Annotated in this window: 19 protein-coding genes; 7 read left to right on the top strand and 12 right to left on the bottom strand. The window is 62.9% G+C overall.

The genetic code is table 11. From position 1 onward, the window contains the following. Positions 1-615 (top strand): response regulator (locus tag DTF_RS26915; protein ID WP_193352674.1); only part of this gene is annotated, 615 nt, incomplete at its 5' end. A 147-nt stretch (positions 616-762) separates the two neighbouring features. On the opposite strand, the gene DTF_RS0101915 is transcribed toward DTF_RS26915, so the two are convergent. Then, positions 763-1,197 carry a rhodanese-like domain-containing protein gene (locus DTF_RS0101915; protein ID WP_027713952.1) on the bottom strand — a complete coding sequence of 145 codons (435 nt, stop codon included), beginning with the start codon at positions 1,195-1,197 and terminating at the stop codon, positions 763-765. Between the two features lie 278 nt (positions 1,198-1,475). On the opposite strand from DTF_RS0101915, the gene DTF_RS25035 reads away from it, so the two are divergent. From DTF_RS25035 to DTF_RS0101885, 4 genes are all read left to right on the top strand, one after another. Then, positions 1,476-1,952, top strand: coding sequence for a hypothetical protein (locus tag DTF_RS25035; protein ID WP_051360698.1), 477 nt, complete (start codon positions 1,476-1,478; stop codon positions 1,950-1,952). 37 nt (positions 1,953-1,989) lie between these two features. Continuing rightward, positions 1,990-2,952, top strand: coding sequence for an NADPH:quinone reductase (locus DTF_RS0101900; RefSeq protein WP_027713951.1), 963 nt, complete (start codon positions 1,990-1,992; stop codon positions 2,950-2,952). A 35-nt stretch (positions 2,953-2,987) separates the two neighbouring features. After that, complete coding sequence (msrA, locus tag DTF_RS0101895; RefSeq protein ID WP_035055178.1) at positions 2,988-3,533, top strand: peptide-methionine (S)-S-oxide reductase MsrA; 546 nt, start codon at positions 2,988-2,990, stop codon at positions 3,531-3,533. A gap of 247 nt (positions 3,534-3,780) precedes the next feature. Next, positions 3,781-5,487 carry a M48 family metallopeptidase gene (locus tag DTF_RS0101885; RefSeq protein WP_051360696.1) on the top strand — a complete coding sequence of 569 codons (1,707 nt, stop codon included), beginning with the start codon at positions 3,781-3,783 and terminating at the stop codon, positions 5,485-5,487. 163 nt (positions 5,488-5,650) lie between these two features. Here DTF_RS0101885 and ald read toward each other — a convergent pair whose 3' ends face one another. Further along, on the bottom strand, positions 5,651-6,763 hold the full coding sequence (ald, locus tag DTF_RS0101880; RefSeq protein WP_027713948.1) for an alanine dehydrogenase: 1,113 nt from the start codon (positions 6,761-6,763) through the stop codon (positions 5,651-5,653). Between the two features lie 99 nt (positions 6,764-6,862). Between ald and DTF_RS21390 the strand changes: the two genes are divergently transcribed. Beyond that, complete coding sequence (locus tag DTF_RS21390) at positions 6,863-7,111, top strand: DUF4911 domain-containing protein (protein WP_035055175.1); 249 nt, start codon at positions 6,863-6,865, stop codon at positions 7,109-7,111. A 35-nt stretch (positions 7,112-7,146) separates the two neighbouring features. On the opposite strand, the gene DTF_RS0101870 is transcribed toward DTF_RS21390, so the two are convergent. From DTF_RS0101870 to DTF_RS0101830, 9 genes are all read right to left on the bottom strand, one after another. Beyond that, entirely contained in the window at positions 7,147-7,551 is a 405-nt protein-coding gene (locus DTF_RS0101870; protein ID WP_027713947.1) for a pyridoxamine 5'-phosphate oxidase family protein, read from the bottom strand. Next, positions 7,548-8,519 carry a thioredoxin-disulfide reductase gene (trxB, locus tag DTF_RS0101865; RefSeq protein WP_027713946.1) on the bottom strand — a complete coding sequence of 324 codons (972 nt, stop codon included), beginning with the start codon at positions 8,517-8,519 and terminating at the stop codon, positions 7,548-7,550. Before trxB ends, DTF_RS0101870 begins: the two co-directional genes overlap by 4 nt. Further along, positions 8,506-9,384: a lipoyl synthase gene (gene lipA, locus DTF_RS0101860; protein ID WP_027713945.1), complete on the bottom strand. Its 879-nt coding sequence runs from the start codon at positions 9,382-9,384 to the stop codon at positions 8,506-8,508. Before lipA ends, trxB begins: the two co-directional genes overlap by 14 nt. A gap of 134 nt (positions 9,385-9,518) precedes the next feature. Then, the gene (gene lipB, locus DTF_RS0101855) at positions 9,519-10,217 is read right to left on the bottom strand and encodes a lipoyl(octanoyl) transferase LipB (protein ID WP_081702739.1); all 699 of its coding nucleotides are present in this window, start codon (positions 10,215-10,217) and stop codon (positions 9,519-9,521) included. Next, positions 10,217-10,408, bottom strand: a complete 192-nt coding sequence (locus DTF_RS0101850; RefSeq protein WP_027713943.1) for a ferredoxin — start codon at positions 10,406-10,408, stop codon at positions 10,217-10,219. The genes lipB and DTF_RS0101850 overlap by 1 nt, the downstream gene beginning before the upstream one ends. Before the next feature lie 34 nt (positions 10,409-10,442). After that, positions 10,443-10,601: a rubredoxin gene (rd, locus tag DTF_RS25905; protein ID WP_081702738.1), complete on the bottom strand. Its 159-nt coding sequence runs from the start codon at positions 10,599-10,601 to the stop codon at positions 10,443-10,445. A gap of 132 nt (positions 10,602-10,733) precedes the next feature. Continuing rightward, positions 10,734-15,263: a glutamate synthase-related protein gene (locus tag DTF_RS0101840; RefSeq protein WP_027713942.1), complete on the bottom strand. Its 4,530-nt coding sequence runs from the start codon at positions 15,261-15,263 to the stop codon at positions 10,734-10,736. Between the two features lie 207 nt (positions 15,264-15,470). Further along, a complete protein-coding gene (locus DTF_RS0101835) occupies positions 15,471-16,712 on the bottom strand; it encodes an exo-beta-N-acetylmuramidase NamZ domain-containing protein (RefSeq protein ID WP_027713941.1) in 1,242 nt (413 codons plus the stop codon). Between the two features lie 111 nt (positions 16,713-16,823). After that, a complete protein-coding gene (locus DTF_RS0101830; protein ID WP_027713940.1) occupies positions 16,824-17,471 on the bottom strand; it encodes an OmpA family protein in 648 nt (215 codons plus the stop codon). Positions 17,472-18,484: 1,013 nt separating this feature from the next. Between DTF_RS0101830 and DTF_RS0101820 the strand changes: the two genes are divergently transcribed. Then, positions 18,485-18,907 (top strand): nuclear transport factor 2 family protein, encoded by a 423-nt coding sequence (locus DTF_RS0101820; RefSeq protein WP_027713938.1) that lies wholly within the window; start codon positions 18,485-18,487, stop codon positions 18,905-18,907. Positions 18,908-18,916: 9 nt separating this feature from the next. Here DTF_RS0101820 and DTF_RS27020 read toward each other — a convergent pair. Next, on the bottom strand, positions 18,917-19,305 hold a 389-nt coding region (locus DTF_RS27020; RefSeq protein WP_226989118.1), incomplete at its 5' end, for a hypothetical protein.

Below are 19,305 nucleotides of genomic sequence, written 5' to 3'. Positions count from 1 at the left end.
GCGCAGGCGGTGGAGGCCGTCTTGGACGGCGGGTTCGACCTGGTTCTGATGGATGTGCAGATGCCGGTGATGGACGGCCTCGAAGCGACCCGGCGCATCCGCGCCCTCCCCGCCCCGGCGGGGGAGATACCGATCGTCGGCCTGACCGCCCACGCCATGAAGGAGGACCAGGCCAGGTGCCTCTCCGCCGGCATGGACAGCTACGTCGCCAAGCCGGTAAATCCGCCGATACTCCATGCAGCCATCGATGAACTGCTCCGGGGGAAAGGAGGCGAAGCGCCGGCCGGATTTCCGGCAGAATTCGGCGATCTGCTCAAAATCCTGGGAGGGGACCGGGAATTTCTGAGGGATCTTGCAGGCCAGTTCCTTGCCGACTACCGGGATACCCTGGAAGGGATGCGCGACGCCATCGCCGCGAGAGATGGCGGCCGGCTCGAACAGATCGCCCACAGCTTCAAGTCCGTGGTCGGCATTTTCCATGCGGACGAGGCGGTGCGCCTGGCGCAGCAGCTGGAGAACCTGGGGAGTCGGGCCGAACTGGCCGGGACGGGCGAGATTCTGCGCCAACTGGAAGAGGCGCTGGAAAAAGTCGTCACGGCCCTGAAGAAGATATGACCTTCCATGCCGCCGGAGCCCTCCGGCCGCATTCCGGGTCTGAACAAAGAGGGATCAACCCGTTAAATTCGGCAGAAAAAAGCAAGGGTCGGCCAGCATCTCATTCGTTGGCCGACCCTTTCCTGTCCTTCCTCGTGATCGGGACGTTTACTTCCCTTCCGTGAGAGGGGCGCAAGTCCAGCCCTCCTGCCCCTTTTCCAGGATCAGCAGCCGCTCGGCCGCAATCCCCCTGTCTCTCAGATAGTCGTAGGTCCGCCTGGCACCGCCGGCGCCGCGGGGGCAGACGATCACCACCGGATCGCTGTCGGCCTGGAGCCTGTTGACCAGGGTTCCGAGCTTGGCTTTGTCGGCGTCGCTCTGGACGGGATAGGCGTGAGTGGGTTCGGCGCCCTTGACGTGATGTCGGGCGAACTCCTCCTCGACTTGGATATCGACGATGTGGGTCGGCTGATTGGCATTCAGCCGGGCCTCGAGATCCGAGGCGCTGATATACTGGTACTCCTGCGGAGCGTCAGTGGCGAAGGCCACTCCGCACAGCAGCAGGGACCCGAGCAGCAGGGCGAAAGGGCGAAACAGAAACATGGCATCCTCCTTGGCGGGGTTCGGGCGGCCGGGACAGGCGGCCGCCGGAAGTAAAGAATAAATCGAGGAGAAGAAGGAGGCAAATTCAAAAGAACGATAATTCCCATGGATTGCAGAGGAAAAACCGATGACAACCCTTCCGAGGACTACAAGGAGGAGTCGAAAGGGGGGGAGGCGAAAGTTCTTTAGGGGTGATCCTTGCAAGTCTTGCGGCCGAAATTATAGTTCACAAGAGGGCAGAAGTTTTAGAATCGCAAGGATGAACAGGAGAGACGCCATTGAATGAAGAGCGGCTGGTCACGTACCTTAAAGATCATCTGGCCGGAGCGGTTCTGGGAATGGAACTGATAGAGGCCTGCCGGGAGCACAACCGCGACACTCCTCTGGCGACGTTTCTTTCCGGGCTGCTCGCGGAGGTCGGGGAAGACCGGAAAGTTTTGGAGGACCTGATCTCCCGCTTCGATGCGAAACCCTCTGCCGGAAAGATGGCCTCCGCCTGGCTGGCGGAGAAGGGAATGCGGTTCAAGACGGAAGGGTTGGGGTACGACGCGCTCAGCCGCATGGAGGAACTCGAGGTCCTGTTGCTGGGAATCCGCGGCAAACTCGCCCTGTGGGATCTCCTCGGTGAAATACGCAGTGCGGACGATCGCTTGCGGCAGGTCGGATTTCCAGAACTCCGGGAGAGGGCGAAACGACAGATGGAGGAAGTGGAGGCTCGGCGGGTGGAGGCAGCCCGTCAGGCGTTCCTGAGCTGACTCCCTGGTGATCAACGACGGAAAGGAATGTCTCCCCATGAAAGCGGTCCGTGTCCATGGTTTCGGCCCGCCCGAAGTGATGCAGCTCGAAGAGGCGCCCGGACTCATCCCCGGTGAGGGAGAAGTGGTGGTCAAGCTGCACGCTGTAGGTGTGAATCCGGTCGATACGTATATCCGCTCCGGAATGTACAGCCCGGATCTCCCGCTCCCCTACACCCCCGGCAGCGACGGCGCCGGGATCGTCAGCGCCGTCGGCTCCGGGGTAAGCCACCGGCAGGTCGGAGAGCGGGTTTATGTCGCGCGGTCCCTCTCCGGAACCTACGCCGAAGAGGTGCTGTGCAAGGAGTTTCAGACCCACCCGCTCCCCGAGGGGATCAGTTTCGGGCAGGGGGCGGCGATCGGCGTCCCCTACGGCGCGGCCTTCCGCGCACTCTTCCAGCGGGCGGGGGCGGTCGCCGGAGAATTCGTCCTGGTCCATGGCGCCAGCGGCGGCGTCGGAATCGCCTCGGTGCAGCTCGCCCGGGCCGCCGGACTGCGGGTGATCGGCACGGCCGGCACGGAAGAAGGGGAAAAATTGGTGCTGGCCCAGGGGGCCCACCATGTTCTCAACCATAAAGAGAAGGGGTATCTCAGCCGGCTGCAGCAGCTGACCTGCGGCATGGGAGTCAACGTCATCCTGGAGATGCTGGCCAACGTGAACCTCGACCTCGATCTCGGGGTGCTGGCAAAACAAGGACGGGTGGTGGTGATCGGCAGCCGCGGACGGGTCGAGATCGACCCTCGCACCGCCATGGGGCGGGAGGCCGCGATCCTCGGCATGACCCTCTACAACGCCAGCGAAAAAGAACTGGCGAGCATGCATGCCGCCTTTGTCGAGGGACTGTCCAACGGGACGCTGCGGCCGGTGGTGAGCCGGGAGCTGCCCCTGGCCGAGGCGGCCGCGGCGCACCATGCGGTCATCGAGGCGAGCACTTTCGGCAAGATCATCCTGATTCCCTGACCAGGACTTTTTGACGGGGAGAAAGGAACGGGTCCATGGTGAAGGAGCGTGAGACGGCGGATCTCGCCGCAGGCTGCTTCTGGTGCGTCGAGGCGGTCTTCAGCAGACTTCGGGGAGTGGAGAAGGTGGTTCCGGGCTATACCGGCGGGTCGGTTCCGAACCCCACTTATCACGAGGTCTGCAGCGGAACGACCGGGCACGCCGAGGCGGTGAGGATCACTTTCGATCCTGACGCGATCTCCTTCGCCGAGCTTCTCGAGGTCTTCTGGCTCACCCATGACCCCTCCACCCTCAACCGCCAGGGGGCCGACGTCGGCACCCAATATCGTTCGGCCATTTTCTATCAAAACGAGAGTCAGCGGGAGATCGCCGAGAAATCGAGGCGGGAGGCCGGGGAGGCGGGCCTCTGGCCCGATCCGATCGTGACCGAGATCGTTCCGGCCGCCGACTTCTACGAGGCTGAGGAGTACCACCGGGACTACTATCGGCTGAATCCCCACCAGGGCTACTGCCGGCTCGTCATCGACCCGAAAATCAGAAAACTGCAAAAGGAGTTCGCCGACAAACTGAAAGCAGGCTGATGAAAAACGCCCATCTGCGCGTTGGCCTCACCCTTCGTCAACGACGTACCGTCCAGGTACGCCTTATTCCTCAGGATTTCAGCCGCCTTGCATCTGGGCATTTTTGATCAGCCTGGAAACCACCCTGCTGATCCGTTGCAATTCCCTTGTTCGGCAATAATATTGAAACAGTCGAAGCGGGTTCTTCATCATTCCCGCAGGATCAACGCTGCCGTCCTTCCGGGCGGTCCTGACAAGGGGTTGCGTCATGAAACAGGTCTGCGAGATGCATTCATCCATCCGAACGTTATTCACCGTCTTCCTCACTCTTTTCTGTCTCCTGCCGGCGAAGGTTCTTCCAGCCGAGGGGCGTCACGACCATTCCGCCCACTCCGCCCACCTCTCCGGGGACGTGCCTCTGGTCGACGGGCTGGTCGACCTCGGCTTCGCTATTACCACCGACAATCCGAAGGCGCAGGAGTATTTCAACCAGGGGCTGGTGCTGAGTTACGGGTTCGATCACGCCGATGCCGAGGTTTCCTTTCTGAAGGCGGCCGAGCTCGACCCGCAGGCGGCGGCCATGGCCTGGTGGGGAGCGGCCTTCGTGCTGGGCCCCAACATCAACGCACCCATGGACGACGCCGACGTGCCTAAGGCCTACGAGAGGGCGCAGAAGGCCCTGGAGCTTTCGGGCAGCGGCACCGAGAAGGAGCAGGCGCTCATCCGCGCCCTGGCCGAGCGCTACGCCCCCGAGCCGCGGGCCGACCGCTCCGGCCTCGACGAGGCCTTCGCGGAGGCCATGGGAGGGGTCTACCAGCGCTATCCGGACGATCCCGATGTGGCCGTTCTCTACGCCGAATCCCTCATGGACCTTCATCCCTGGAACTACTGGACGGAGGACGAAAAGGCCCAGCCCTGGACGCCGCGGATCGAGGCCGTTCTCGAGAAAGTGATCGCCGAGCACCCCGAGCACCCGCACGGCCATCACCTCTACATCCACCTGCTGGAGAATTCCCCCAAGCCAGATGCGATCGTGAAGAGCGCCGACATCATCCGTCACTTGGTTCCGGGCGCCGGTCACCTGGTGCACATGGCAGGCCACGGCTACTATGCTGCCGGGCTCTACCACGACTGCAGCGTCGTCAACGAAGAGGCGATCGGGGCGGACAAGGTCCTCAAATCCTCTTTCGACACCAGCGGCCTCTATCAACTGGCCTACATGCCCCATAATCTGCATTTTCTGCTGGCCAGCTACATGATGGAGGGCCGTTCGAAGGATGCCGTGGCCGCGGCGCGGAGCCTGGCGGCCGGCGTCGACACGGCGCAGATGCGGCAGCCGGGGCTGGGCTCACTGCAGCAATTTTACCTGACTCCCTACTATGCCCTGGTGCGCTTCGGATTATGGGACGAGATCCTGGCAGAGCCGGCTCCGCCCGCCGATCTCAAGTACCCGACGGCCATGTGGCACTATGCCCGAGGGATGGCGTTCACCCGTAAAGGGGACCTCCAGAAGGCGAGGGATGAACTCGCCAGGCTGAAGGAGGCGGTGAACGACCCGGAACTGGAAGAGATGAAAATCTGGGATCTGAACAAGGTCACGGACCTGCTGGGGATCGCCTCCGAAGTTCTCGAGGGCGAAGTCGCCGCAGCTGGTGGTGACGATCAGGGGGCGCTCGCCCATTTCGAGAAGGGAGTAAGTATCCAGAACCGGCTCGCCTTTGACGAGCCGCCGACCTGGTATTACCCGGTGCGCCAATCCCTGGGAGCCCACCTCTTCCGGATCGGGCGCATCCATGAGGCGGAGGAGGTCTTCCGCAAGGACCTTCTGAAAAACGCCGAAAATCCCTACGCCCTCTTCGGCCTGGCTCAGTGTCTCAAGGCGCAGAATAAGGATTTGGAGGCCGAAGAGGCGGAGAGGCGCTTCCGCCGTGCCTGGTCCCGGGCCGATGTGGAGATGAGCCGGCCGGTTTTTTGAAGGGTGATGGAGCTTGCGAAGACGGCCCATGACCGGTTCAGGCCACAAAAAAACCCCGGGTGGGGAACCCGGGGGGTCGCGAAAGTATCTCCTTGGGGAACAGCCGACTCTGGAGGAGGTTTAATGGCTGAAAAGAGATAGTGCGATAACTTTGTTATCGGTTTCATCCTGAGGGGACATACGCCTTAAACGGTAGATCCAGGGCTCGGGCAACGGATCCGTTGCACAACGCACCTGCATGGGTATTGACTCCCCGGCGCAGAGCCTCGTCTTCAGCGGCCGCGGCGGCCACTCCAAGAGCGGCGATCCTGCGGACATAGGCGAGAGTGCTGTTGGTCAGGGCGAAGGTGCTGGTGTGGCTTACCGCCCCCGGCATGTTCGTCACGCCGTAGTGGACGACTCCCTCTTCGATAAAGACAGGGTGATCGTGGGTGGTGGGGCGGGTTGTGGCAATGCACCCTCCCTGATCGACGGCGATGTCGACGATCACGCTCCCATCGGCCATTTCGGAAACCGTTTCCCGATTCACCAGGAGGGGTGCCCGGTCACCGGTGACCAGTACGGCCCCGATGAGAAGATCGGCCCTCTTCACCTCGTCCTCGATATTCTGGGAATTCGACATGAGGGTATGGATGCGGTTGCCGTAGTGATCATCGAGAAAGCCGAGGCGGCCGGAGTCGATATCCAGAACCGTCACGTCCGCGCCCATTCCGACGGCGATGCGCAGAGCGTTGCTTCCCGCCGTTCCGGCTCCCAGAATGACGACCTTGCCGGGACGGACTCCCGGGGCTCCCGCCAGCAGTACTCCTCTGCCTCCGTTTTCCTTCTGCAGATAATAGGCGCCAACCTGGACCGCCATCCGCCCCGCCACCTCGCTCATGGGATGCAGCAGGGGAAGGGAGCCGTCCGCCAGCTGCACCGTCTCGTAGGCGATGCCGGTCACTTCTTTGTCGAGAAGCATCCGGGTCAGTTCAGGAGCCGGCGCCAGGTGCAGGTAAGTGAAGAGCGTCTGACCCTTTCTCAGAAGGTCGAATTCCCGGGCCAAAGGCTCCTTGACCTTGACGATCAGCTCCCCCCGGCTGTAGACTTCGACAGCGGAATCGACGATCTCAGCGCCCGCCGCCTTGTATTGATCATCGGTGATGCCGCTGCCCAGTCCGGCGCCCGTCTCGACCAGGACGGCATGTCCGTCCTCCGCCAGCGTGCGGGCCCCCGCAGGGGTCATGCCCACCCTGTACTCCCGGATTTTGATCTCTTTGGGAACGGCAACAACCATTTTAATTTCGCTTAAAATGTTTAGCCAAAATAACGTTTGCCAAAGTCTCAGTCAAGGAAAAAACTGACGCCGACTATCCTCATTCTTGGGGGGAAGAACATGAGCACACCGTTCGTAAAACGCTATTATCAGGTACCCCGCGCCGAGATCGGCTACCTGCGCTTTATTCTGGAGAGTTACGACGGTCTGATTTTCATGCGGACCCTTGATCCCCATGCGGCGCTGATCGAAGTGGCCCACCCTCCTTCCCGCCGTCCGGATGCCGAAGCCCTGCTGCTTGCTCTGGCTACCGAGTTTTCCATGGACGAAGTGCCGGCACCGCCGCCGGGGAGTTACCCGCCTCTATAGCCATTCCCAATTCGCGGCGTTTTCACCCTCCCTCTTCAGCTCTCCGCCCTCAGGGGGTGATCGGTGTGAACCCCGGAAGAGAACTCCATGATCTCCTCGATGCGCACCACCATGCGCCACTGGGCCTGCGGCATTCCCGGCTCCTCTATCTCGGGGGCATAACCGTCGAGGACATTGGTCTGGGTCGTGCTTTCGACCCGGCAGCTGAGCTGATAGCCCAGGCCGGATTCGGGATCGATGATGGCAACGGCGACCCGCGGCACCTCGGCGACGTTTTCCAGGGTCTTGTGACAGAACCAGGCTTCGAAGGCGAGGTGTTCGGGATCGGGCACCCTGACGTGCCGGGTCGCGGCGAGATGCGGCCGAGCACGCTGGTCGGCTGAGGCAACGAAGGCGCGATTGACGTCCTCGATGAAGCGTTTCATCTTATCTGTAATCATTCTGCCCCCTCTTTCTCCTCGTTCAGGGATTCGATGTAGCGCTCGGCCTGCATGGCCGCCATGCATCCCGTTCCCGCCGCGGTGATGGCCTGACGGAAATAAGGATCCTGCACATCGCCGGCGGCGAACACGCCGGGGATGCTGGTTTCGGTGCCGTTGCGGGTGACGATGTACCCTTCGCCATGGCCCTCATCGATAATTTCCAACTGCTCCCGGAACAACCCCGTATTAGAGGTGTGACCGATGGCGACAAACACCCCGTCGCACGACAGCTCCTTCTCTTCGCCGCTGATCAGATCCCGCAGCCGAACCCCCTGGACCCCGCTTTCCTTGTCCCCGAGAATGGCGGTGACCACGGTGTTCCAGCGAAAGGTGATGTGCTTGTTCTGCAAGGCTCTCTTCTGGAGAACAGGGGAGGCACGGAGAGTGTTTCGCCGATGTACCACCGTCACCTTCCGGGCGAAGCGGGCGAGAAAGGTCGCCTCCTCGACGGCCGTATCGCCGCCGCCGACCACCACGACATCCTTGTCCTTGTAGAAGAAGGCGTCGCAGGTGGCGCATACGGAGACGCCGCGCCCATAAAGCTCCCATTCGTTGGGGAGGCCGAGCATCTTTGGGGACGCCCCGGTGCAGATGATCAGGGTGAGGCAGGAATAGATTTCGTCGCCGACCCAGATGCGGAAGGGCCGGGAACCCAGCTCGACCTTGGTGACCTCCCCTTCGACGAAACGGGTGCCGAAGCGGCGGGCCTGCTTTTCCATCTCCTCCATCAGGGTCGGACCGTCGATCCCCTCGGGGAAGCCGGGAAAGTTTTCGATTACAGTCGTGGTGGTCAGCTGACCGCCGGGCTGGCTGCCGCGGATGAGAATAGGGCAGCAGCGCCCGCGGGCGGCGTAGATGGCCGCGGTCAGGCCGGCCGGGCCGGAGCCGAGAATGATCGTCTCATGGATGGCGTCAGCCTCGCTCATTCCGGGCCTCCTCGAACTGCTCTTCGGCATGGTAGGAGGAGCGTACCAGCGGACCCGATTCCACATGGGCGAAGCCGAGCCGCCGACCTTCCTCCCTGAGCTCGTCGAATTCCTGCGGGGGGACGAAACGGGTTACGGGATGGTGCCGCCGGGTCGGGGCGAGGTACTGTCCCAGGGTGAGCAGGGAACAGCCCGCCCGGAGCAGATCCTCCATCACCCGAACGATTTCCTCCCGCGTCTCCTCCATTCCGAGCATCAGTCCGGACTTGGTCGGGACCTGGGGAGCGATCTCCCCGGCGCCGGACAGCAGAGCGAGCGAACGCCCGTAGGAGGCCCCTCTGCGCACCTGGGGGTACAGCCGGGGCACGGTCTCCAGGTTGTGCCCGAGGATGTCGGGTTCGGCCGAGAGGATCATCTCCAGGGACTTTCGGTCGCCCTGGAGATCCGGAATCAGCAGTTCCACCTTGCATTCCGGAGCGGCGGCCCGGATGGCCTTCGTGAGGCAGGCGAAGTGGGCCGCGCCGCCGTCGGGCAGGTCGTCCCGGGTGACCGAGGTGACGACGGCGTGCCGCAGGTTCAGTTCCGCCACCGCGCGGGCGACCGATTCGGGCTCCCTCGGATCGGGCGGAAGAGGAGCGCCGCCGCCGACGTTGCAGAAGGCGCAGTCGCGGGTGCAGCGATCCCCCAGGATCATGAACGTGGCGATGCCGCGGCTCCAGCATTCCCCCTGGTTGGGGCAGGCGGCGCTGCGGCAGACGGAATGCAGACCCTGTTCGCGATGATAGCGGTCGATGCGGGCATAGTTGGGGCCGCCGGGAAAGCGAACCTTGAGCCATTCAGGTTTTCGTTCGACAGGACGTTTCATTGCGGCATTTCTTTTTGAAAAAATTCAACTTCAATTCAATTGTAACCACTGAGGCACGGAGAGCACAGAGAAAAAGCCCTTTGGTTTCGAAGATTTTCTCTGTGTCTCTGTGACTCTGTGGTGAAATCCGTTTTTCAGATTTCACACTCCCCGGCATGCCGACTGCCGAAGACCCTGGCGAAGGCGGCAATGACCCGTTCCTCCACCTCGGGCAGAGGGACGGGGCGTCCGAGCAGCCGCTCCAGGGATGTCATGGCGACTCCCTGCAATCCGCAGGGGACGATGGCGGAGAAACCGGAAAGATCGTCCCCGACATTGAGCGCGAACCCATGCCAGCTCACCCAGCGGCGGACCGCAACTCCGACGGAGGCCACCTTGGCTCCCTCCACCCAGACGCCGGTTTTGCCGGGAACGGTCTCGCCGGTAACGGCAAAGGCGGCCAGGGCGTCAATCAGCGTCGCCTCCAGAAGGCGGAGGTAGCGGTGCAGGTCGCGTCCCACGGGATCGAGATCGACAATCGGATAGCCGACCAGCTGACCCGGGCCGTGGTAGGTGATATCGCCGCCGCGGCCGGTGCGGACCACCTCGATGCCGCGCCTGGCCAGCTCCCCTTCTGAGAGCAGCAGGTGCGAGTCGGCGGCCCGGCGCCCGAAAGTGATCACCGGCGGATGCTCCAGGAGGATCAGGGTATCCTCCTGGAACTGCCGGCGCTTGTCTAGGAGATCTTCCTGGAGGGCCAGAGCTGCGTCGTAGGGAAGCCGTCCCGGTCTCAGAGTGCGAAAGCGACGCTCCGAGACCGGGGAGATGACGGCACCCGCCGACGCCTGGGACATTACTCCTCCCAGTGGATACAGGCCACCGGGCAGACATCGATCGCTTCCTGGATCTTATCTTCGGGGGCTCCGGAGGGATCATAAACCTCGGCGAGGTTGTCGTCGTTCATCCGGAACACTTCGGGGACGGTGTCCGCGCAGAGGTTGCAGCTGATACAGACGTCCTGGTCGACATAAGGTGTCTTGGCCATGATATTGCCTCCTGTGAAATAGTGCTGCCTCCTGTTAAATTTTTTCAAACTGGGACTTGTCGGCGCCGCACAGCGGGCACACCCAGTCTTCCGGGACATCCTCGAAGGGTGTTCCGGCGGCGACGCCGTTGCCGGGATCCCCTTCGGCGGGATCATAGATGTAGTCACAGATGACACAGCGGTATTTATCCATGGGTTCCTCCTTCTTGACTGAAAACGTTCTTACAAATGGACAGGATTGTCCCTCCCAAAAAATTGAATGGCTTGATTTGTCTTTCGGCGTCCAACCTATTTTAGACGATTTCCAGCAACTGGCAAGGGGTGCTCATTCGGTGGACACGGGGGGGCGGATAGCCGCTCCTTCCGGGACGATCTTGACGAAGCGCCGGCGGCAGTGGGAAAGGGCCAGCTCCACCCAGTCCGCTTCGTCCGTCTGATAGGAATGCAGCAGCTCCCGATGATAGACAAGGAGCAGTTCGCCGATGGCGGCGACGTCCTCCTCCGCGAGATCGCGGATCTCCACCCGGGCCCCCCGCGCCAGACGCCGTCGCAAGGCCTCGCGGTCGAGCCCCATCTCCGGATCGAGGTGGCAGTAGACAGTCCCTCCCGTCATCCCGGAGCACAGCCAGGGACCGGGATCGCCGAGCACCACCGCCCGCCCGGCCGTCATGTATTCGAAGGCGAATCCCTTGAGGTTGGCCCTTTCGGCCAGGTGCCCCAGGCTGTCGTTGACAGGACGCCGGATGCGTCCGCCGAAGACCACGTCAGCGCCGGAGAGGCGAATGCAGGCGCGGCTGTCGGCATCTCCCTGAATCAGAAAAGTGCCCCCCTGGGCTCCGTAGGCCAGCCCCTTGCCCACCGAGCCGCCGACCCGCTCGCCGTTGCGGTTCTCCCCCTTGAGGATGACGACCTTCCCCCCCCGGGCGCACTTGCCGACCCCGTCCTGGGTCCCGCCAAGAACGCGCATGTTGATGGGGGCGATGTTGAAGGCGGCCAGCCCGTTGCCCGGGATGGAATCACGGCGGAAATGGAGAAGCGCCGACTTCTCCGGCCCGTAGCGCCCCTCCAGGTAGGCTCGGGTCATGGCGCCGGCCAGATAGGTGCCGATGGCCCGGTCCGAGCTGGAGGCGTTGTCGTCGTCGTAGCGCACCCGGTCGTCGCCTCCGTCGAAGGCTTCGGTAACCAGGGCGGAGATGAGGGAGGTGAGATAGTTGAGGGGCTTGCGGATGATGCGCACCTTGTCGGGGGGACGAGGGGCTTCGGCGCCCTCGACGGGGACGAGCAGTTCTCCCAGATCGAGCTGCTCCCGGCCGCGCCCCTGTTCCAGCAGGTCTGCCCGTCCCACCAGGTCCTGGCTCCGGCGGCAGCCCAGCTTGGCGGTGATGGTGCGGATCTCCTGTCCCAGGGCGCGGAAAAAGGTCGTTTCGTAGATGATGCCATTTTCCAGGACCCGGGGGACAAAGCGCTTCAGCCCCCGGCGCTCGGCCTCGGCGAGGGAGTCGACCTGGGTGGCGATGCCGACGTGGCAGGTGTCGAGGTGACACCCCCGGCAGGTGGTGCAGCCGATGACCACCATGGCCATGGTGCCGAAGCCGACCCGGTTGGCCCCCAGCAGCATGAGCTTGACCACATCGCGGCCGGTGCGGGCACCGCCGTCGGCCCAGATTTCCACCTTCTGCCGCAGACCCGCTCCCGCCAGCGCCCGGTGCGCTTCGCGCACGCCGATCTCCGCCGGCAGGCCGACGAACTTGATGGCATGCTTACGGGCGGCCCCGGTGCCGCCGTCGTATCCGCTGATGGTGATGATGTCGGCGCCGGCCTTGGCGATCCCCAGGGCGATGGTTCCGATGCCGGCCACCGCCGGCACCTTGACCGAAATGCGGGCATGGGGGTTGGCGGTCCTGAGCTCCTCGATGATCTGCGCCAGATCCTCGATGGAGTAGATGTCGTGGTTGTTGGAGGGGGAGATGAGGGCCACCCCGGGGACCGCGTTGCGGGCGGCGGCGATCTTCTCCGTCACCTTGAACCCCGGCAGATGTCCCCCCTCCCCCGGCTTGGCGCCCTGGCCGACCTTGATCTCCAGAAAATCGGCCGAGTTGAGCAGGTCCATGTGGACCCCGAAGCGCCCCGAGGCGATCTGCTGCCCCCGGTTTCTGCGGTACTTGCCGAGCATGTCGGCGATCTCCCCCCCTTCGCCGTTCATGCAGATGATGTTCAGGCGCTTGGCGGCTTCGGCATAAATGCGAAAGGGGGTCTCCCCCTGGGACCCGAAGCTCATGGCGGAGAAGAGGATGGGCAGGTCGTGGCCCCCGACCGAGGCGTCCACCTCCTCGGGATCGACGGTGAGTTCGGGACTGAACCTGAAATCGAGGAGGTGGCGCAAGGCCAGGGGATGCTCGATCTCGAGCTCACGGATCTGGCGTGAGAGGTCGGTGTAATTTTCCTCCATCTTGGCCACCGCCCCCACCATCTTCCAGATGCGGGGGTAGAGGCGGAAGTGAACTGGCACCGGCTGCCTCTCCCTGCTGCGGGCCACCTGGCTGCGTTCCCGCTGATTCCTCTCCAGAGTGGCGAAGTCGAGTCCCCCTTCGGCGGTGCCGCAGAAGTTCGGCGTTTCGAAACAGGCCGCCACCTCGGGGGCAAGGCCGATGGAGGCGAAGTAGCGTCCATATCCGCCGATCTCATGGGTTCCCATGGTGGAGATGACCTTTTCCAGTCCCTTCCCCAGCACGGAGAAAAGGTTTCTCAGTCCGCTTTCCTCCTCGTCCGCTAGTTCCCACATCAGGTAAGGGCAGAGCGAGTCGGCCCCCATGCCGAAGGCGAAGATCAGGTCGTGCAGGTTGCGCAGCGCCCCGGTGCGCGCCACCAGAGAGGTGCGGCGGCGCAGGCTGCGGCCGCTGCGGTCGGTCTCCTCCCGGAGCGTCTTGTGGAGCACGGCCGTCGCCAGGAAGGGATCGAGGAAGCTGCGGGCCGGACCGAAGGCGGTATCGTCGTCCAGGATGAGCAGGGCCGCCCCGCGGGAAACCGCCCGGATCGCTTCTGCCTTGAGACGCTCCAGTGCTTTGGAAACGGTTTCGTTCCTGCCAAGGGTGCAGGAGAGGGTGCGGCAGGTGTTTTTCCCGGCGTCGGAAAAATGCTTTTTCAGGGTCTCCAGGGTGCAGGTACCGAAATCACGGGCAACGGCTCCGTCCTCCTCCGCCAGTCCAAGCCGCCGCCCTCCGGTCAGCAGGGGGACGGCCAGCTCCACCGCCGGGGCGCCCTTGCTGCGCAGGGTGGGGCGGGAGCCGAGATAGACACGGGTGGAGAAGTGCTCCGCTTCCCGCTCACGGTCAATGGCGGGATTGGTCACCACCGCCACCTGTTCCTTGAAGTAGTCGGAGAGATTCTGCCGGGAGAGGGCCAGAGCCGCCAGCGGCCCATCATAGCCGAGGGAAGCGATGGGGTCCTGACCGCTTCGGGCGGCTTCCCGCAAATTGCGCACGTCGCTGTTCTTCCACGCATGGGCGGCCAGAAGGTTCTCCTTCAGAAGCGCGCCATTTGCGGATTTTTCGGCCGGCGCCTCCTGCAGATCCGCTCCCTTTTGCAACGCCCGGTGATGGGCCGCCAGGTCGACGCGCTTTCGGAACAGCTTGTGGCTCTCCCGCTGCACCTCGTCATGCTCCAGGATGCGGGCCCCTTTTCCCGGCGTCAGCTGGACGCCCATTTTTTCCCCGGGGGCCAACGGCTTGGGATCGCGGAGGATCTCCTCCTGGGGGACGACCCCCGACTCGGAGGAGGCGAAGAATTCCTTTTCCGTCTCCCCGAACCACAGAGGGCGCAGGCCCATGGCATCGACGCTGAAGATGCAGTGATCCTGGTGACGGGCAATGATCGCCGCCGGCCCCTGGGCGCTGGCGGTGAATAGACGGCGCAGGAAGCCGTACATCGCCCGCAAGTCCTCCGGCATCTTCTCCATCTCGCTGAAAATGGGCGGGAAGACCACCTCCATGGCCTCAAACAGGGTGAGCCCGTGGCGGTGGATGAGCCCTTCCAGGGTGCGGTTGAGATCCTGGGAATCGCTCCCCCCCGGCGGCAGGGGGATGCCGAGCATCAGGGCCTCCTCCCGCAGCCGGGCGATGGTGTTGATTTCGCCGTTGTGGCCGAGGAGGCTGAAGGGCTGGGCACGAAGGACCGTGGGGAGGGTGTTGGTGGAGAAACGGCTGTGGCCGATGGTGGCCGCGGAATGGAAATCCCGGCGCTTAAGCTCAGGATAGTAGCGGTTGAGCAGTTCGGGGGCGCCGTGGACCTTGTAGGAGGTGACCCGGGTAGAGAGGGAGGCGACGTGGACAGGCAGCTCCGTCTCCAGGGCTATGTGGAGCTCGTACAGAAGGGCGGGGGCCTTCCTGGCTTCGGGAAAATGCAGGGCCACCTGCCAGAAGAGAGGCTCCGAGGCCCGGGCTCCGGCGGAGAGGACCTCGCTGCGCACCGGTCCCGGGCGCTCGGTCAGCACGTCGGCTCCGGCGCTGCGAAAGCGCTCCAGGATCTTCTCCCGCAGATCGGGATCGACCTCCATGACATCCTTCGGCAGCAGGAGGTGCCCCACCGCGAATCCCGGCGCCTCGGCCAGGTCCGGATCGCGCCCCGCGCCTGTCAGAATCTCCCGCCACAGGCTGCGGGGAATGTCGGTCAGCACCCCGCAGCCGTCCCCCTCGCCGCTGATCTCGCCGGCGCGGTGCCCCATCTTGATCAGCGCCTCGATGGTCCTCTGCACGTTGCCGTGGGTGGGGCGTCCGGCCTTGTTGAAGTAGCCGATGATGGCGCAGGCGTCCCGTTCGGAGGGCATCTGGCCGGAGAAGTCGATGGGAGGTTGAGGCATCTGGTTGATACTCCTGCGGTATTTCATGGAAGAAAATTCAAAAGCAGTCTCAAAAGGATTATAAAAAGCTTCAACTCAAGTGTAACCGAACCACTCCAGGTCTCAACTTATGGAGGCGACTAGATATTCGCGATTTTTGCAGGGGAAGGAAAGTAAAAAAAGAAGGGGAATGTGCCGACCTGAAGAATGATCATAGAGGGCCCAGCTTCAACGGCTGTATATCAGATACCGCTCTCTGGATTTGCGGAAGGCTTCGACCTCCGCCCGCCAGAGGTGCTGGATCTCATCGGGGCTCAGTTGAAGCTCCAGCGAGCTTTGCAACAGAGTTGTCCCGGCCATCAGATCTATTCCCTTGCGGAAGAAGGACTTCTTCTCCGCCTCCGGCAGGGATTCGTAAATGGCCGCCATCACCGACACTCCCGTCTCCACCGGCAGGAGAACGCTTTGATCGGTGATCTCGATCCGCACTCCCCCTACCGGAAGGTCCTTGAACTTCGGGTTCGACGACATCCCGGGAATGGCGGTCGGAGAGAAGGTCGCCGGTTCGAAACGCACCCCCGGCAGAGCACGCGCGTTCAGGTTTTCGGACAGTTTTGCACCATTGACTGACGGAGCGCCGGCGAGCTTGAAAGGTTCGCGCGTTCCCCTTCCTTCGCTGGCACTGGTTGCCTCCAGGAGGCCCACGCCGGCGTAGAGGAGCGACGTCTCATAGTCGGGGATGTTGGGGCTGGTGGGGACCCAGGGGAGGCCTGTCTCCGGCCAGCGCATGCTCCGTCTCCATCCCTCCATTCGCACCACGGTCAGCTCGAGACGATCGAGCCCCGGCAGCATCGACTCTCCCTTGACCATACGGGCAAGCTCACCCACCGTCAGGCCATGAGCGATCGGGACAGGGAATAGAGAGGTGAAGGAGGAGAGGCCGCTCTCCCTTACGAATCCGGAGACGTAGTTGCCGCCGAGCGGATTGGGGCGGTCGAGCACCACGAAGGGGATTCCGGCCTCGGCGGCCCCCTGCATCGCCAGTCCCATGGTGGAGATGAAAGTGTAGAATCTGGCCCCGATGTCCTGGATGTCGAAGACGAGGAGATCGAGGCCGGCGAGGTCTTCGGGGCGGGGTTTCTTGCGGTCGCCGTAGAGGCTGAGAACGGGGATGTCGCCTTCGGCGGCGTCGGCGATGCGCACCCCGTCCTCCGCTTTCCCCCTCAACCCGTGCTCCGGCCCGAAAATGACCGAAGGCGACGTCCCCGATGCTATCATGAGGTCGAGCAGGTGCCGCCCCTCCACCATCGCGGTGGCGTTCGTCACCAGCCCGAATTTCTTTCCCTTCAGGACCGAAAAACCGTCTTCGGCCGCCACCTGCGCGCCGGTCTTGACGGCGGCGGCGTGGGAGGCGAGGGCCGGCAGAAGGAGGATCAGGAGGGGAAGGAGCAAACGGTTGAAGCGGAGCATCGGTGACGACCTCCTGCGATTAGAGGCTGGTGAGCAATTACGGAACGGTTGAAGGGGACGAAGCCCGCCACGGGGATGCCGCGGCGGGCCTTGTTCTCCTGCCCGGCCCTTTTACAGTGGATTGATGGTGATCGCGACGCGCCGGTTGAGCTGGCGGCCGCTGGCGGTGCCGTTGTCGGCGATCGGCTGGCTCTTCCCGAAGCCGAGAGTGGAGAGGCGGTCGGATTTCACCCCCTGCGCCAGCATGATATTCTTCACCGCGCCGGCGCGGTTCTCGGAGAGCGTCTGGTTGAGGCTGTCGGATCCGGTGGAATCCGTGTGGCCGGCGACGATGATGGCGGTCTTGTCAAACTCCTTGAGAATTTGTGCCATGCGGGCGACGTCCTGCTGGGCCTCGGGGCGCAGGGTGAAGGAGCCGACGTCGAACTGCGAATCGGACCGGAAGGTGACATGGAGAGAGTTCCCTTCACGGACCACGTTCACCCCCTGCACCGAGGCGAGCGCATCGCGCATCGCTCTTTCCTGGTTGTCCATGTAGCGGCCGATGGCGGCGCCGGATCCCGCACCGACGGCTGCGCCGGCTGCGGCGCCGATGAGGGTCCCCTTGGTGTCGCGGCCGATCGCCTGACCGGCGAGAGCGCCGAGGACAGCGCCGGATCCGGCTCCGAGCAAGGACCCCTTCTGGGTGCGCGACATCGGTTCGGCACAGCCGGAGGCGAGAAGAAGGGAGATGAGTACAGGGACGATGGTTCTTTTCATTTGCATGTTCTCCTTTTCAGTCAGATGGAATTTCCCCAGGGTAGCGGGATTGCAAAGGAAATGCCACTCATCTTTTGCTTCGCGTCTTCAACCATTCAGATGCGCCGGGAGCGTCAGAACGGGTACTGCCGTCGTGCAGGCTTTTTCCCCGATCTCTGAAGGTCGCTTCAACGGTCCCTCCGCGTCACCCTCGACCGGTGGTTCGGCGGAACCGAGGGGGGCTGTATGTCGCCGTCGGGGGGCGCGACCCCCGGGGTTTGGGCCAACCTGCTCCTGACGATCAAGACCGCGGGCGCTGCGCCCCGCACCCCGCCTTCCTTTCTTTTTAACCCGCCGAAAAGAAAGGAAGCAAAGAAAACGGCGGCCCTGCCGGGAGCATGTCTGGCGCGAATCTCGTTGCAGCGATCGCCTTCTGTACATTCGAAGCCGTCGCTGCTTCGCATCATCCACAGGCGGGGGGCCTGATCTCTTCCGGCCCCCTCGGTCACGGGTTTTTCACCAAAACGGGAACAGCACTGCCGGGGAGTAACTTGACGTTGGAGACCCATTGCGCGAGGTTTCCGTTTAGCATCGGAGAGGATAATCGCGCCACAGTCAACTGCAAAGCTGGTGTTGATGACTCCATAGATTCGCGCAGACGTGCTCCACGCCAGTGGCAGGCCCTTTTCTGCATACTCTTTGAGGCCAGTAAAAGAGTATGTCGCCGTCGGGGGGCGAAACCCCCGGGTTTTAGGCCAACCTGCTCCAGACGATCAAGACCGCGTCCCCCGGGTTTTATTCCTGTCTCGATGCGAACGATCAAACCCTCGACCCCAGCCGGAACAAGGGATTCGCCAGTTTTTCTTTGACAGCCTTTATAGATCGATTGTAACCTCGAACTTTGTTGATTCAGGGGATGGGATGAGATTCAGAGGGAAGAAAGAATCGGACCGCCTTTGCCGTTAATTTCCGGCTGGGCGGTTTTTTGTTTGTGGGGGGGATGACAAGGGCATACCACCGAAGGAGCACACACCATGAATATCGAGCAGTTCATGAAAGGCTACAAGGCCGCCTGGGAGAACAAGGATGAATCCATGTTCTGTGCCCTGTTTGCCGACGACGCCGAGTACCACAACACGCCTTTCGCGGTTCAGCGCGGCCATGACCAGCTTGCCGAGTACTGGCGCCGCGTCAAACTCCAGGAGGATGTTCAGGTCGATTTCGAGGTGCTCGCATCCACGCCGACAAGCGGCATTGCCCACTGGCATGTCACGTATCAGGTGGCATCCGAGGAGCTCTTCCAGATCTGGGCCAAGTCCACCGGAACAAATCTGGTCGCACGAAAGCCGGGTGATCCCTTGCCCCGGATGGTCCTTGATGGGATTCTCCAGGCCCGGTTCGAGGATGGTTTGTGCAAGGAATGCCACATCTGGTGGCACAGCATGCCGGCGCCATGAAGGTCAAAGCTAACCATCGACAGTAGGCCTCCTGACGATCAAGACCGCGGGCGCTGCGCCCCGCGCCCCGCCTTCCTTTCTTTTTAACCCGCCGAAAAGAAAGGAAGCAAAGAAAACGGCGGCCCTGCCGGGAGCATGTCTGTCGCGAATTTCGGTGCTGCGATCACCTTCTGTACATTCGAGGGAGCCGCTGCTTCGTATCACCCACAGGCGGGGGGCCTGATCTCTTCCGGCCCCCTCGGTCACGGGTTTTTTTACCAAAACGGGAACTATGCTGCAGGTGCGCACCTTGACGATGGAGACCCATTGCGCGAGGCCCCCGTTATCACCGGTGAGGAAAGGCAGGTCGTTACAATCCGTGGTGCCGGTCTTGATGACCCCGGAGATTCGCGCAGGCA

This window comes from Desulfuromonas sp. TF, from assembly GCF_000472285.1.
In the GTDB taxonomy this organism is placed as follows: Bacteria; Desulfobacterota; Desulfuromonadia; order Desulfuromonadales; family ATBO01; genus ATBO01.
The sequence above is the reverse complement of the archived record's forward strand: the minus strand, read 5'-3'. Positions and strand labels throughout refer to the sequence as shown.